Source organism: Rhizobium sp. WSM409, assembly GCF_057653825.1.
The window spans coordinates 242,293-255,850 of the sequence record NZ_JBYGKP010000006.1; the positions used below are offsets into that span (position 1 = coordinate 242,293).

General features: G+C 61.1%; 12 protein-coding genes. 7 read left to right on the plus strand and 5 right to left on the minus strand.

All coding sequences use genetic code 11. From position 1 onward, the window contains the following. Nucleotides 1-243 precede the first annotated feature (243 nt). The 6 genes from AC25BC_RS35505 to AC25BC_RS35530 all read left to right on the plus strand — a co-directional run bounded on the left by AC25BC_RS35505 (nt 244) and on the right by AC25BC_RS35530 (nt 7,948). Nucleotides 244-1,269, plus strand: coding sequence for an ABC transporter substrate-binding protein (locus AC25BC_RS35505; RefSeq protein WP_113544863.1), 1,026 nt, complete (start codon nt 244-246; stop codon nt 1,267-1,269). A gap of 34 nt (nt 1,270-1,303) precedes the next feature. After that, entirely contained in the window at nt 1,304-2,194 is an 891-nt protein-coding gene (locus tag AC25BC_RS35510; protein ID WP_128438931.1) for an ABC transporter permease, read from the plus strand. Continuing rightward, on the plus strand, nt 2,170-2,919 hold the full coding sequence (locus AC25BC_RS35515) for an ABC transporter ATP-binding protein (RefSeq protein WP_003555499.1): 750 nt from the start codon (nt 2,170-2,172) through the stop codon (nt 2,917-2,919). Before AC25BC_RS35510 ends, AC25BC_RS35515 begins: the two co-directional genes overlap by 25 nt. 35 nt (nt 2,920-2,954) lie before the next feature. After that, nucleotides 2,955-4,328 (plus strand): LLM class flavin-dependent oxidoreductase, encoded by a 1,374-nt coding sequence (locus AC25BC_RS35520; protein ID WP_113544860.1) that lies wholly within the window; start codon nt 2,955-2,957, stop codon nt 4,326-4,328. Between the two features lie 62 nt (nt 4,329-4,390). Next, nucleotides 4,391-5,461: an LLM class flavin-dependent oxidoreductase gene (locus tag AC25BC_RS35525; protein ID WP_017997603.1), complete on the plus strand. Its 1,071-nt coding sequence runs from the start codon at nt 4,391-4,393 to the stop codon at nt 5,459-5,461. Nucleotides 5,462-5,986: 525 nt separating this feature from the next. Continuing rightward, a complete protein-coding gene (locus tag AC25BC_RS35530; RefSeq protein WP_017997602.1) occupies nt 5,987-7,948 on the plus strand; it encodes a HAMP domain-containing methyl-accepting chemotaxis protein in 1,962 nt (653 codons plus the stop codon). Between the two features lie 90 nt (nt 7,949-8,038). Here the strand turns inward: AC25BC_RS35530 and mctP are convergent, their stop codons facing one another. The 5 genes from mctP to AC25BC_RS35555 all read right to left on the minus strand — a co-directional run bounded on the left by mctP (nt 8,039) and on the right by AC25BC_RS35555 (nt 12,585). Further along, nucleotides 8,039-9,514, minus strand: a complete 1,476-nt coding sequence (gene mctP, locus AC25BC_RS35535) for a monocarboxylate uptake permease MctP (protein WP_113544859.1) — start codon at nt 9,512-9,514, stop codon at nt 8,039-8,041. After that, complete coding sequence (locus AC25BC_RS35540) at nt 9,504-9,701, minus strand: DUF3311 domain-containing protein (RefSeq protein WP_003555492.1); 198 nt, start codon at nt 9,699-9,701, stop codon at nt 9,504-9,506. Before AC25BC_RS35540 ends, mctP begins: the two co-directional genes overlap by 11 nt. Nucleotides 9,702-9,972: 271 nt before the next feature. After that, entirely contained in the window at nt 9,973-10,617 is a 645-nt protein-coding gene (gene mctR / locus AC25BC_RS35545; protein WP_003555491.1) for a two-component system response regulator MctR, read from the minus strand. Then, nucleotides 10,614-11,999: a two-component system sensor histidine kinase MctS gene (gene mctS, locus AC25BC_RS35550; protein WP_128438930.1), complete on the minus strand. Its 1,386-nt coding sequence runs from the start codon at nt 11,997-11,999 to the stop codon at nt 10,614-10,616. Before mctS ends, mctR begins: the two co-directional genes overlap by 4 nt. 121 nt (nt 12,000-12,120) lie before the next feature. Next, a complete protein-coding gene (locus tag AC25BC_RS35555; protein ID WP_003555489.1) occupies nt 12,121-12,585 on the minus strand; it encodes an Lrp/AsnC family transcriptional regulator in 465 nt (154 codons plus the stop codon). 163 nt (nt 12,586-12,748) lie between these two features. On the opposite strand from AC25BC_RS35555, the gene AC25BC_RS35560 reads away from it, so the two are divergent. Next, entirely contained in the window at nt 12,749-13,528 is a 780-nt protein-coding gene (locus AC25BC_RS35560) for an ABC transporter ATP-binding protein (RefSeq protein ID WP_128438929.1), read from the plus strand. The last annotated feature ends 30 nt before the right edge of the window (nt 13,529-13,558 follow it).

Genomic DNA, 13,558 nt, shown 5'->3' on the forward strand with positions numbered 1-13,558 from the left:
CAGGGTTAAACAAGGCCCCGTAAAGCGCCGTGGACGAAAGTCCCAGGCGCTTTTTCACGCCTGGATACATCGACCCTCGTGCCGACGCGCCGGACGCGGTGGTTTCGGTTTCCCGCCTTTTGAGCACAATTTTTCACCAGCGCCACTTTCATTAAACTAAATAATCTATCGATTTAGTAGATTACATTCCATCTTACCGTGCATCGCTCCTGCAATCAGCAATCGGAAACGGGAAGATCGACGATGACATTGGCAAAGACATTCAAAATTGCGTTGTTCAGTCTGCTTGGTCTCAGTGCCATTCACGGTCCGGCGGCAGCCGAGGCAGACGCTCCCCTGCTTCCCAAAGTGCCGCCGGGCACAGTGCTGACGATCGGCGATCCGGTCACGCAGAAAGCGCTCGAAGTGTCGGGCCTCGGCAAGGAGCTCAGTTTCGAGGTCAAATGGGCCAATATCAGCGGCGGGCCGCAGACGTCGGAAGCTTTCCGCGCCCATGCACTCGATGTCGGGTCGGTGGCCGAGATCCCTTCGATCTTCGCCAACTGGAACAATCTGCCCGTCCGCAACATCGCCTATCGCGAACGCCGCGACCCGATCGCCAATCCGATCTACCGCTTCGGGATCGCGCCAGGCGCGGCCGTCAAGACGCTCGCGGACTTCCGCGGCAAGCGCATCGCCTTCAGCCCGGGTCAGGCACAGGGCACGCTTGTTCTACGCGCCCTCCATGCCGCAGGCTTGAAGAGCGGCGACGTCACTCTGGTGGAACTGCCGAGTACCAGTGACGTCTACCCGAAGGCATTGGCGAGCAAGCAGGTCGACATCGCACCGCTCGGCGGCGTCTACATCAGGCGCTACATCACCCAATACGGACCCGATGGCGCGACCCTCGTGGAACATGGCCTGCGGGATGATCCGAGCCATCTTTATGCGCCGCAATGGGTTCTGGATGATCCCGCCAAGGCGGCAGCTCTCGCCGAATACGTCGGCCTGTGGGCACGCGCCACCGAATGGGTGAACCGGAACCCGGACCTCTGGATCAAGGAATATTACGTCGGTCAGCAGGGATTGAGCCAGGAGGACGGGGAATATCTCGTCAAGCTGACCGGCGAACAGGTCGTTCCCAGCGATTGGAGCGAAGTGAAGAAGCGCCACCAGGAAACCATCGATCTGCTGGCAGACGAGCTCGGCTACAAGCCCCTCAATGTGGAGCAGATTTTCGACAATCGCTTCGAAAAGCTCGGCGCCGCGGCCTTGGCCAAGAGCCAGTAACGCTCGACACCCCTTCGGAGAGGAGATTTGAAGCATGGCAACCACTTGGGATGCAGATGAGGCGAAACTGTCGCGGTCGTCCGGCGGTAGAATTGTGCGGGCAGGTTCTCGCCCGGTAAAACCGGCTGGCTCCGTTGGCCCGCGAGCCAGGCGCAGGTTAGGCCCCGGACCGGCGATCCCTTTCGGACTGCAGATCGGGCCGGCATTACTCGTCTTGACCTGGGTCGTCGGCTCGGCGCTCGGATGGATCGACCCGCGTATCCTGTCGGCGCCGTGGACGGTGGCCGAGGCTTTCGTAAGGCTCATTGAGCAGGGTCGCCTGCAGGATAACTTCGTGACGTCGGCGACACGCGCCCTGCTCGGCCTTAGTATCGGTTTGCTGATCGGCACGATCCTGGCGGTGATCGCCGGCCTTTCCCGGATCGGCGAAGCCCTGATCGACGGGCCGGTGCAGATCAAGCGCGCGATACCGACGCTGGCCCTGATCCCTTTGTTGATCCTGTGGTTCGGCATCGGCGAGAGCATGAAGGTTACGACCATCGCGCTTGCCGTGATCGTGCCGATTTATATCCACACCCACAACGCGCTCCGCAGCATCGACAGCCGTTATGTCGAGCTGGCCGAAACCCTGCGGATGGGCCAGAAGGACTTCATCCTTCAGGTCGTGCTGCCGGGTGCTTTGCCGGGTTTCCTTCTGGGTCTGCGGTTTGCCGTCACCCTCTGCTGGGTTTCTCTCGTCGTGGTCGAGCAGATCAACGCCACCAGCGGGCTCGGTTACATGATCGATCTTGCCCGAAATTACGGGCAGACCGATGTCATTCTCGTCGGCCTGGTGGTCTATGTGCTGCTCGGTCTCGTCTCGGACGGTCTCGTCCGCCTGCTTGAACGGAGGGCACTCTCATGGCGCCGCACCCTGGCAAACTGAAGCCCGCAAACAAAGCCGTCCACGTGCGAGACCTCGCACGGCGGTTTGCGACGAAGACGATCCTCGACGGCGTCGATCTCGATATCGAGGAAGGCGAATTCGTTGCCCTGCTTGGCCGCAGCGGCTCCGGCAAAAGCACGTTCCTCAGGGCTCTTGCCGGTCTCGATCACGGTGTCGAGGGAACGGGCACCCTCGAGACGCCGGAGAGCCTTTCGGTGGTTTTCCAGGATGCCCGCCTGCTGCCGTGGCGCACCGTCATCCAGAACGTCACGCTCGGCTTGACCGGCGCCTCCGGCCAGGAGGCCGGGCGGAAGGCTTTGGCGGAGGTAGGACTTGCAGGTCGGGAAACGGCGTGGCCGAACCAGCTTTCGGGTGGCGAGCAGCAGAGGGTCGCGCTTGCCCGTTCGCTGGTGCGCGAACCGGCCCTGCTTCTCGCCGATGAGCCGTTCGGCGCGCTCGACGCGCTGACTAGGCTGAAAATGCACGATCTGCTGCGGGAGTTGTGCGCAAGACATCGTCCTGCCGTGCTGCTGGTCACCCACGACGTCGACGAGGCGATTTCGCTGGCCGACCGGATACTGGTTCTCGACGAAGGGCGCCTCATCGAGGATCTCAAGATCGATCTGCCGACGCCCCGTGATCACGGCGATCCGCGCTTTGCTCAAACCCGCATCCATCTCCTCAGCCGGCTCGGGGTCGAGCTTCCGGGCCGCAAGGCCGCCTGACATCAGCAACAGTTCAATTTGATGAGGATAAGCCAATGAGCATATCGAAAAGGCAAATGCGGCTTGGCGCATTCATCATGGCGACCGGCCATCATATCGCCGCCTGGCGCCATCCGGAGGCACAGGCCGATGCCGGCCTCAATATCGATCACTACCGCGAGCTCGCCCAGACCGCCGAACGCGGCAAATTCGATCTCGTCTTCGTCGCCGACAGTCCGGCTGGATGGGACCGCGCCAAGGATCCCGAAGCGCTTCGTCGCACCGCCCAGGGCGCGCATTTCGAGCCGCTGACCCTCTGGGCGGCCCTCTCCCAGGTGACCAAACATATCGGCTTCGTCGCCACGGCATCGACGACCTACGAGGACCCCTACCTTCTCGCCCGCAGGTTCGCGTCGCTGGACTATATTTCCAAGGGTCGCGCCGCCTGGAACGTGGTCACGACAGGTGCGGATGTTTCGAAGAATTTTTCAATCGCGGGCCATCCCGCCCATGCCGATCGTTATGAGCGAGCCGAGGAATTCGTCGACCTGGTGAAGGGCTTGTGGGATTCCTATGAGGACGATGCCTTCATCCGCGACAAGGAAAGCGGGGTCTATATCGATCCCGATAAGGTGCATCTCGTCGATCACAAGGGCAAGTTCTTCTCGGTGGCCGGTCCGCTCAACGTCGGCCGCCCGGTGCAGGGCTATCCTGTCATCGTGCAGGCCGGCGCATCGGAACCGGGGCGCGAACTTGCCGCCCGCACGGCCGAGATGATCTTTACTGCCAACCAGACCTTCGAGGATGCGCAAGAATTCTATTCCGACGTCAAAGGGCGGCTCGCCCGCTACGGACGCCGGCCGGACGAACTGCTGATCAGTCCCGGTATATTCCCGGTGCTCGGCGGCACGGAAGCGGAAGCCCAGGCGAATTACGACCATATCCAATCGCTGGTTCATCCCTCCATCGCCTGGAATATCCTTGCGCGCCACTACAAGGGCGTCGATCTTTCCGGCTACTCGCTGGACGATCCCGCCCCTCCCCTGCCTGATAATACCGAACTCAACAAAAGCCGCCTCAAGCTGGTTTCCGATCTGGTATCGCGCAACAATCTGACGCTGCGCCAGTTCTATCTGGCGGTCGCCACCGCTCGTGGCCACCGGACGGTGGTTGGAACACCCGAGCAGATCGCCGATGCGATGCAAAGCTGGTTCGAGAACGGTGCTGCCGACGCCTTCAACATCATGCCGCCGATCCTGCCCACCGCTTTGACCGATTTCGTCGATCAGGTCGTCCCGATCCTGCGCAAGCGCGGCCTGTTCCGGCACGAATACGAAGGCACGACGCTGCGGGAAAACCTTGGCCTTCAACGCCCGCCAAATGGCTTTGTGGTTCAGGCGGGGCAGCAGCAGGCGCAGGCAGCCGTATGATCTCTAGAGGGGCCTTCCTCCCCCTCGTTTTGTTCCAATCACACACAGAACCGCAGCATCGCATGAGCAATAATTCCGAATTTCTTTGGTATATTCCGAACGACGTCAAAGCCGGTCATCGCGGTGATTCCGCCGTCGAGAACCACAACAGCCTGGATACGCTGACCAGCCAAGCAAGGGCGCTGGAAGAGCATGGCTGGAAGGGCGCGCTCATCGGCACCGGTTGGGGCCGCCCCGACACGTTCACCGTTGCGGCCTCGCTCGCCGCCCGGACCACCACCTTCGAGCCGCTCATTGCGATCCGCCCAGGCTATTGGCGACCGGCGAACTTCGCTTCCGCAGCGGCGACGCTGGACCATCTGACTGGCGGCCGCGTGCGGATCAACATCGTGTCTGGCAAGGACAACCTGGCTGCCTACGGCGACAGCGAGGGTGATCAGGCACACCGTTATGCCAGGACCAAGGAGTTCATGCGGCTGGTCCGCAGATTATGGACCGAAGAAAACGTCACATCCGCGGGCGAGAACTTCCGCGTCGCTGAATCCACCGTGGTGCCACGCATCCAGGTTCGCGACGACCGTCGGCACCCCAAATTCTATTTTGGCGGCGCTTCGGAGGCGGCCGAGCGGGTGGCCGCCACCGAGGCCGATGTCCAGCTCTTCTGGGGCGAGCCGCTCGAGGGTGTCCGCGAACGGATCGCGCGGCTCAAGGCGTTGAGCGGGGAGCTGGACCGCGACCTCCCGCCGCTGGAGTTCGGCCTGCGGATCACGACGCTGGTCCGCGACACCACGGAACAGGCATGGACTGACGCCGAGGCGAAGGTCGCCGAGATGGCGAGAAGCAAGGGCAGCGGCTGGCACGATCACCAGCGGGTGCTCGCCGTCGGCCAGCAGCGGCTGCTCGATCTGCACGAGCGCGGCGACGTCCTCGACGACAACCTCTATACCGCGCCGGGCAAATTCGGCGGCGGCGGAGCCGGCACCACCTGGCTGGTCGGGTCGGCGGAAGACGTCGCCCGCTCGCTGCGCAAATACCAGGATCTCGGCATCACCCACTTCGTGCTGTCCGACACGCCCTATCTCTCCGAAATCAAGCGGCAGGGCGATCAGCTGCTTCCGCTGCTACGTAGCTGAGGCGGGAGCACCAGAGCTGCGGCACCGCAGCTGCAATTCATGCCAACTGCCGAGACCTTTCGGCAAATCACTAGCCGATGCCAGAACGGCGTCGGCTAGTCGCAGGCAAGCCGCAGCGCCTTGTTATGCAGGGGAGTCCGAGGATTTCGCAACCACCGGGAGAGCGCTCCTCAAATAGTCCATCCGAAAAACGCAAATGCTATCCAGATATGGCGATATAGCATGCTCCGTCGGGTCCGTTTACACTCTCTAAAATATATTCCGCTAATTTTTTGGATATCGGGACGACGTTCTTTGAGGTTCGTCAGCTCCGCCATGATGGCGGGTCAGGCGCCCGAATTTCGCATGAAATCGGCTTTTATTGCTTTGACGGATGTCCCGTATCTCAAGCGCGATTCCGGGCACCGAGGTGCCTGTCGGATGCACTCGGAGACACCGAGGCTCTGCATTCGAACGAGATATGACAAGCAATCCTGGCTGCCGAGACATCCTTCCAACAAACCTCACCGCGAGGGGAGAGTGCATATGAAGAATATCATGAGTTTCGGGGTTGTGGCGCGCTTGGCGCTTGGCTTCAGCGTTCTCCTTTTGCTGATGGTCGGCTTGACCATCTATTCGACGGAAAAAGTTGCGCAGATCAACGATAAGCTTGGAACCATCAACGACGTCAACAGCGTGAAGCAGCGGTTTGCCATCAACTATCGCGGCAGCGTGCATGACCGGGCGATCGCTATTCGCGACGTCACTCTGGTGACGTCTGACGATGAACGGAAGACCGCCGAGGCATTGATCGAAAAGCTGGCAGCGTCTTACGCCGAGAATGAAAAGCGCATGGCGGATATGGTTGCTTCTCCGGCCGGCGCGACGGAACAGGAAAAGACCATTCTCGGTGAGATTGCAGACATCCAGGCGAAGACCAATCCTTTGGTCGCCCAGATCATTGCGCTGCAGGAGAAAGGCGACGGCGAGGCCGCTCGCAAGATCCTGCTCGAACAGGCCCGGCCGGCCTTCGTTGCCTGGCTTGGCGCCATCAACAAATTCATCGACTACCAGGAAGCGCTGAACAAATCGATTGGCGGCGAGGTTCGCAGCACGGCAAGCGGCTTCAAGCCATTGGCCCTGACCGCGCTTGGCATTGCGGCTGTTCTTTCACTGGTTGCCGCCGCCGTGACCGCACGCACGATCGTCGGCCCGCTGGCAAAACTTCAGCTTTCGCTGAAAGCGATGGCCGACGGCAATCTTAACGGCGATCGTCGCCTCGAAGCGCGCGGCGACGAGATCGGCAAGCTTGCGCGGGCGGTAGCGGGGCTGCGCGACGCAATTTCGGCAAAGGCCGAACGGGAAGCCGACGCCGAGGCGAAGCGAGCCGTGTCGGAGCGGCATCGGCTCGAGCAGGATGCCGATGAACGCCGTACGCTCGCGGAGCAGACGGACAAGGCTGTCGGCCAGCTTGGCGACGCGCTGCAGGCGCTGGCTGATGGCGACCTTACACAGCAGATCGGCACTCCGTTCATTCCGTCCTTGGAAAAGCTGAGAGCCGACTTCAATTCTGCGGTCGAAAAGCTCCGTGCCGCCATGCAGAAGGTTGCTCAGAACGCCAGCGCCATCGCGGGCGGTGCACAGGAGATCCGCTCCGCCTCGGACGATCTCGCCAAGCGGACCGAACAGCAGGCAGCCTCGGTCGAGGAAACCGCCGCTGCTCTGGAAGAGATTACGACCACCGTTGCCGACTCGAGCAACAAGGCTCAGGAAGCCGGCCAGCTCGTTCGCAAGACGAAGGACAGCGCGGAGCGCTCTGGCAGCGTCGTTCGGGATGCGGTCGACGCCATGGGCAAGATCGAATCCTCCGCCACCGAAATCGGCAGCATCATCGGCGTTATCGATGAAATCGCGTTCCAGACCAATCTGCTGGCGCTGAATGCCGGCGTCGAAGCCGCCCGTGCCGGTGACGCAGGCAAGGGCTTTGCCGTCGTGGCTCAGGAAGTGCGTGAATTGGCGCAACGTTCTGCCAAGGCGGCAAAAGAAATCAAGGAACTGATCAACGCTTCGAATGGCCACGTCAAAAGCGGCGTTGCCCTGGTTGGCGAGACCGGAAAGGCGCTGAAGGAGATTGCCGAGCAGGTACAGCAGGTCGACGGCAATGTGGGCGCCATCGTCGGCGCCTCGCAAGAGCAGGCGACCGGGCTGAAAGAGATCAATACCGCCGTCAACAGGATGGATCAGGGCACACAGCAGAACGCCGCCATGGTGGAAGAAGCCACAGCGGCGGCTCATAACCTTGCCAAGGAAGCCGACGCGCTGTTCCAGCTGCTGGGCCAGTTCAACATTGGCGGAGCGGTGGCACCGAAACGCGTATCGCCGCCCGCTGCCGCAGCGCCTCGCGCCCAACCGGCGCCCTCGCCCGCGCGTCAGATGATTGCCAAAGTGGGCAAGTCGTTCCAGACGAATGGGAATGCGGCATTGGCCGGCGATTGGGAAGAGTTTTAAGTCGCTCTGATCTCTTTCCGGCTGATACTGGAAAGCAAAGCCGTATGATTCGTGCGAAGGGCAGCGTTTGCTGCCCTTCGCATTTGAATCTCATGCCCGGGCCGGAGCCTTGGCCGGAAGCAAGGCGTTGACCACGACCGCAACCGCGATGTTGGCCGCAAGCGCCAGCAGTCCGGTGTAGACGGTGAAGGGCTCGCCGCCGAGGCTGATCAGATGCAGAGGCTTCCAACCGGCATCCCAGACGAGGAAAGTACCGCCGCCAAAGCCGACGAACCAGCCGGCAAGCAGACCGGGTGCGCGGAACCAGTTGGTATAGAGACCGAAGACCAGGGCCGGAAGCGTCTGCAGGATCCAAATGCCGCCGAGCAGCTGCAGGTCGAGTGCGAATTGCGTCGGCAGGAAGATGATGACGAGAAGCGCACCGATCTTCACCACGAGCGAGGTGATCTTTGCGACCTTCGCCTCGCCTGCATCGCTGACGTCAGGATCGACATAGGCTTTCCAGAAGTTGCGGGTGAAGAGATTGGCGGCGCCGATGCTCATCACCGCTGCCGGCACCAGCGCACCGATGGCGATCGCCGCAAAGGCAAAGCCTGAGAACCAGCCTGAAAACAGCGTTTTGAACAGCGTCGGAACAACGTCATTGGCGCTGTCGAGCTTCAGGTTGGCGGCATGCCCCATATAGCCGAGCAGCGCCAGAAGGCCGAGCAGCAGCGTATAGGCGGGCAACATGATCGCATTTTTGCGGATCGTTTTGCCGCTGTTGGAGGCAAAGATGCCGGTCAGCGTATGCGGATACATGAAGGCCGCGAGTGCCGAACCCAAGGCGAGCGTGGCATAGGCGACATACTGATTGCCACCCAGCAGCAGGTTGCCGGAACCCTTGGCCTGGAAAGCCGCATCGGCCGAGGCAAAGACATTCGCGTAGCCTCCGAGCTTCGACGGGATCAGTGCGACGGCGGCGATCACGACGATATAGATCATGATGTCCTTGACGAAGGCAATCAGCGCCGGCGCGCGAAGGCCCGCGGAGTAGGTGTAGAGCGCCAGCACGATGAAGGCGATCGCCAGCGGCAATTCGCCATGCAGCCCGAGCGCCTTCAGCACCGCCGTCATGCCGACGAGCTGGAGGGCAATATAGGGCATGGTGGCGATGACGCCTGTTGCCGCCACGGCAAGTTCGAGCCCGCGCGATCCATATTGACCGTGGACCACGTCGCCAGCCGTCACATAGCCGAAATCCTTGGCGCGTTTCCACAGCACAGGCATGACCATGAAGACGAAGGGATAGACGACGATGGTGTAGGGCAGCGCGAAGAAGCCGTAGGCGCCGACCGTGTAGACCAGCGCCGGGACGGCGATCACGGTGTAGGCGGTATAGAAATCGCCGCCGACCAGGAACCAGGTGATCCAGGTGCCGAAGTTGCGTCCGCCGAGGCCCCATTCGTCTATACTCGCCAGCGTTTCCGGCTTACGCCAACGAGAGGCAACGAAGCCCATGACGGTGACGAGCACGAAAAAGAAGATGAAGACGGCAAGCGCCGTGCCGTTGATGTCAGTCGTCATGGCGAGTGCTCCGATAGGCGATCCAGGTCAGCGCTGCGGTGATCGGCACCCAGAGAAGCTGATACCAATAGAAGAAGGGAAAGCCGAAAAGAGATGGCTCGCGGACATTGTAAAATGGTGGCCAGAGCAGACCTAGATAGGGAATGACAAGCAGCCAGAGCGCTGCCTTGCTACGTGGTTTTTCCATGTCGGGATACCTTTCAGGCGCCGCGTCGGCGGTCGCCATGTTCCAGTTGTCGGCGTGGAAGGCAGGTCTGTCAGCCGGCGGCCGCGGCAGGCCCGGCTCGGGTCGCTCGAGGTTTTCCGACCGATCGGAAGCTGATGTAACGCATGTGAATTCCTCCCAACGGCTCGCACTTGGCCAGCCGTGGATGGAGTCCTATGGCGGTGGTTTTGTTCTCACAAGATGGGCGCGGCGCTGAAATGCCGGGGCCTACCCAGAAGTGGGTAGACGCGATTTACCCGGTTTTCGAGACGATGCCGTGATCGAGCGCATAGCGGATGAGGCCCGCTGTGGTGGCGATACCAAGCTTCTTCTTGAGGTTCTTGCGATGGGTTTCCGCTGTGGCGGAGGTGATCCCGAGCGTTTCGGCGATCTCCTTGTTGCTTCTGCCGGCAACGATCAGCCCGAGAATGTCGCGTTCGCGCGGGGTCAGGGGATCGCTACCCTCCTCGGCGCGTTCGCCCATCAGCGCGTCGAAGACGCCGGACGAGAAATATGTCCCCCCGCCCGCCACGGTCTCGATGGCCGAGACGATCTCGTTGGTCGAAACGTCCTTCAGGATGTAACCGGCAGCGCCATGCATGACCGAGGAGGAAATATACTCGCGGCTGTCATGCATGGAGAGCATCACGACCCGCGCCTGGGGAAGTTCGTTCCTGAACAACTCGATCGCATCGATGCCGCTCAGCTTCGGCATGTTGATGTCCATCAGCACGACCTGCGGCAGCACTTGCCGGCCGATCTCCAGCCCCGTTTGCGCGAGCCCAGCCGTGCCGGCAACTTCGATATGGTCGAATGTTTCGAGCACCGCCTTCAACCCGTCCAGCACCAGCGGGTGGTTGTCGATCAAGAGCACCCTGATTTTCGGGCGTTCTGTCATGCTGCTTCTGCCCGCTTGCCGGCGGGACGATTGGCTGATTTCGGCAGCATTGCCGTCAGCGTCGTGCCGGCCTCGCTGCTGTTGATCAGCAGCAGGCCGCGGAAGTGGGCCATCCGCTCCTGCATGTTGCGCAAGCCGAGACCCGATCTGCCGGACAGGCCGTCCTTGGCGCCGTCGAAGCCAGTGCCGTTGTCGGTGACCGTCATGCGGGCGCGGCCGTTGTCGCTCCAGAGCTTGACCGCAAGCTTGGAGGCGCCCGCGTGGCGTTCGACATTGTTGAACGCTTCCTGTGCGACACGATAAAGCGCGGTATTGGCTTCGGCCTTCAGCGTGTCGGTGAAGCTTGAGGCGTCGATCTTCGTCTCGATGCCCGTCCGCTCGGCAAAGTGATAGCAGAGTGCCTCGAGCGCCGCCGTCAGGCCGAGGTCGTCGAGCACGCGCGGGCGCAGGTCGTGCGACAGCCGCCTGATTTCCTTGATGGCGCCGTTCAGCGCCTCGACACCGCGATCGATCGTCAGTGCTGCATCGTCGACATTGGTCCTGACCTTGCGGCCGGCAAGATCCATCGCATAGCGCACGCCGACGAGATTTTGGGAAATGCCGTCGTGCAACTCGCGCGCCAGCCGTGCGCGCTCTTCTTCCTGGGTATCGATGACCCGCTGCGTAAGGGCCTTGAGCCGGCTGTCGGCCATGCGGCGCTCGTGGAACGTCAGCAGCATGCAGGTGGTGAAAACGACGAGCACCGAAGGCACGGCGATCAGCGCGACGATGATAAAGGTCCGTTTTATGTTGGCGCGCATGCCGGCGTTGGCGGCGGCGCTTTGGGCAAAGACGTCATCCAGATAAACACCGGTGCCGACGACCCATTGCCATTTGTCGAGACTGACGACGAAGGAGAGCTTGTCGGCGATCTGTCCGGTCGATGGTTTCTGCCATTTGTACTGATGCAGGCCCCCGCCCGCTCTTGCCGTGGCGATCAGTTCGGCAATGACCTTGTCGCCATCCGGATCGGTGAGGTCGAGCCAATTATGCCCATGCCGGAAACTCTGGCGCGGATGGACGATGTTGTTGCCGTCATAATCGTAGACAAAGAAATAACCGTCCTTGCCGTAGTCGAGCGAAGTCAGGATCGCCGCCACCTTTTGCTTGGCGGCTTCGTCGTCGGCACCGGCATTGTCATAGATCGTCTGGATGGCGGACAGGGCAAGGTTGGTCAGATTGAGGATCTCGGCTTCCTTGGTCTTCAGCATGTTCTGCTCGAACGTGTCGATGCTGTTCTTGGCGAGGTTTGCCGATTGCCAGGTGATGAAGGTGGTGATCGCAAGGATCGATATGACGAGCGGGACGATCGCCAATGCGATGATCTGGTGTCGTAACGTCAACGATCATTCCTCCCGAGAATTTGCGCCCGGAATTATGCCCTTTGTCAAATGCAAGTCCAGCGGCTTGTCGGTCCCGATCTGTGGCAACCGGAACCACTGCCGACGGAGCATGGCGTGCGCGCTAGTCCAGGGGCACGAACAGGCCGAGCTTGACGTCGCGCAGCACGACATTCGTGTGCATGCGGCGGATCTGCGGATTGTCAGCCATGATCAGTGCGGCGATGTCGTCATAATGCTCGACGTCGCGGGCGGTGACGATCGCGATCAGATCGACCGCGCCTGTGACGTAATAGACCTGTTGTATGTGATCCTGCTTCTCCGCCCAGAGGCGGAATTTCGCCAGCGCGTCGTAATTATCCCGCTCGATCTCCATCCCGACGATGAACACCATCGCTGTGCCCGTCGCCTTGCGGTCGACGACGGCCACCTCCGCCTTGATGATCCCTTCCTCGCGCAGCCGCTTCAACCGCCTCTGCACGGCCGAAACAGACAGTCCGATCCGTTCGGCAATGGTTTCGGCTTTCAGCTGGCAGTCGCGCTGAACGATATCGAGAATGTCACGGTCAAAACGATCCAGCTGTTCCATTGTCCAATCCTAGTTCTCGCCGCAGCAATTCGCGCATTCTGCCGTACTTGCCGCATGAGGAAGATTATTTTGCATAAAATATGTAGAATAGGTGAAAACTGCGCGAAAAAACCGCGTTATTTTGTCATTATCCTTCGCAAGCTCAATTCACCCGGAACCATGCATGCCAGATCAACCCTTTCCTGCTCTTCGCGTCGAAGATCTCCATAAAAGCTTCGGCTCGCAAGAGGTTCTCAAGGGTATCTCGACGCAGGCCGAAAAGTCCGATGTGATTTCTATCATCGGTTCGTCGGGCTCCGGCAAGAGCACCTTTCTCAGATGCATCAATTTCCTGGAAACGCCGGATCGTGGCCGCATTGCCGTGAACGGCGAGGAGATCGCGCTGAAGATGGGGCGGGGCGGCCGGCTGCAGCCGCGCAGTTGGCGGCAGATCGAACGGATACGGACCGGACTGGGGATGGTCTTCCAGAGTTTCAATCTCTGGGCTCATCGTACGGTGCTGGAAAACGTCATCGAGGCGCCGGTGCACGTCATGGGCATTTCGCGACGCGAGGCCATCGAAAAGGCCGAGGCCCTGCTTCACAAGGTCGGGCTCTTCGACAAGCGCCATGCCTATCCCGCTTTCCTCTCCGGCGGTCAGCAGCAACGCGCGGCGATTGCCCGGGCGCTGTGCGTCGACCCTGCTGTCATGCTGTTCGACGAGCCGACATCGGCGCTTGATCCGGAGCTGGTCGGCGAGGTCCTGAAGGTCATCCGCGATCTCGCGGAAGAAGGCCGGACCATGTTGATCGTCACGCATGAAATGCGCTTCGCCCGTGACGTCTCGAGCCGTGTTCTCTTTCTGCATCAGGGACGGATCGAGGAAGAAGGCCCGCCGGAGCAGATCTTCGGGGCGCCGGTCAGCGCCCGCTGCCGGGAGTTCACCGGCCTCAGCGCCCACTGATGCACTTCGAGCTCTCATCGACAACACAAC

Coding starts and splice junctions, on each gene's coding strand:
- AC25BC_RS35505 (WP_113544863.1), top strand. CDS start 244: ATGACATTGGCAAAGACATTCAAAATTGCGTTGTTCAGTCTGCTTGGT.
- AC25BC_RS35510 (WP_128438931.1), top strand. CDS start 1,304: ATGGCAACCACTTGGGATGCAGATGAGGCGAAACTGTCGCGGTCGTCC.
- AC25BC_RS35515 (WP_003555499.1), top strand. CDS start 2,170: ATGGCGCCGCACCCTGGCAAACTGAAGCCCGCAAACAAAGCCGTCCAC.
- AC25BC_RS35520 (WP_113544860.1), top strand. CDS start 2,955: ATGAGCATATCGAAAAGGCAAATGCGGCTTGGCGCATTCATCATGGCG.
- AC25BC_RS35525 (WP_017997603.1), top strand. CDS start 4,391: ATGAGCAATAATTCCGAATTTCTTTGGTATATTCCGAACGACGTCAAA.
- AC25BC_RS35530 (WP_017997602.1), top strand. CDS start 5,987: ATGAAGAATATCATGAGTTTCGGGGTTGTGGCGCGCTTGGCGCTTGGC.
- mctP (WP_113544859.1), bottom strand. CDS start 9,514: ATGACGACTGACATCAACGGCACGGCGCTTGCCGTCTTCATCTTCTTT.
- AC25BC_RS35540 (WP_003555492.1), bottom strand. CDS start 9,701: ATGGAAAAACCACGTAGCAAGGCAGCGCTCTGGCTGCTTGTCATTCCC.
- mctR (WP_003555491.1), bottom strand. CDS start 10,617: ATGACAGAACGCCCGAAAATCAGGGTGCTCTTGATCGACAACCACCCG.
- AC25BC_RS35555 (WP_003555489.1), bottom strand. CDS start 12,585: ATGGAACAGCTGGATCGTTTTGACCGTGACATTCTCGATATCGTTCAG.
- AC25BC_RS35560 (WP_128438929.1), top strand. CDS start 12,749: ATGCCAGATCAACCCTTTCCTGCTCTTCGCGTCGAAGATCTCCATAAA.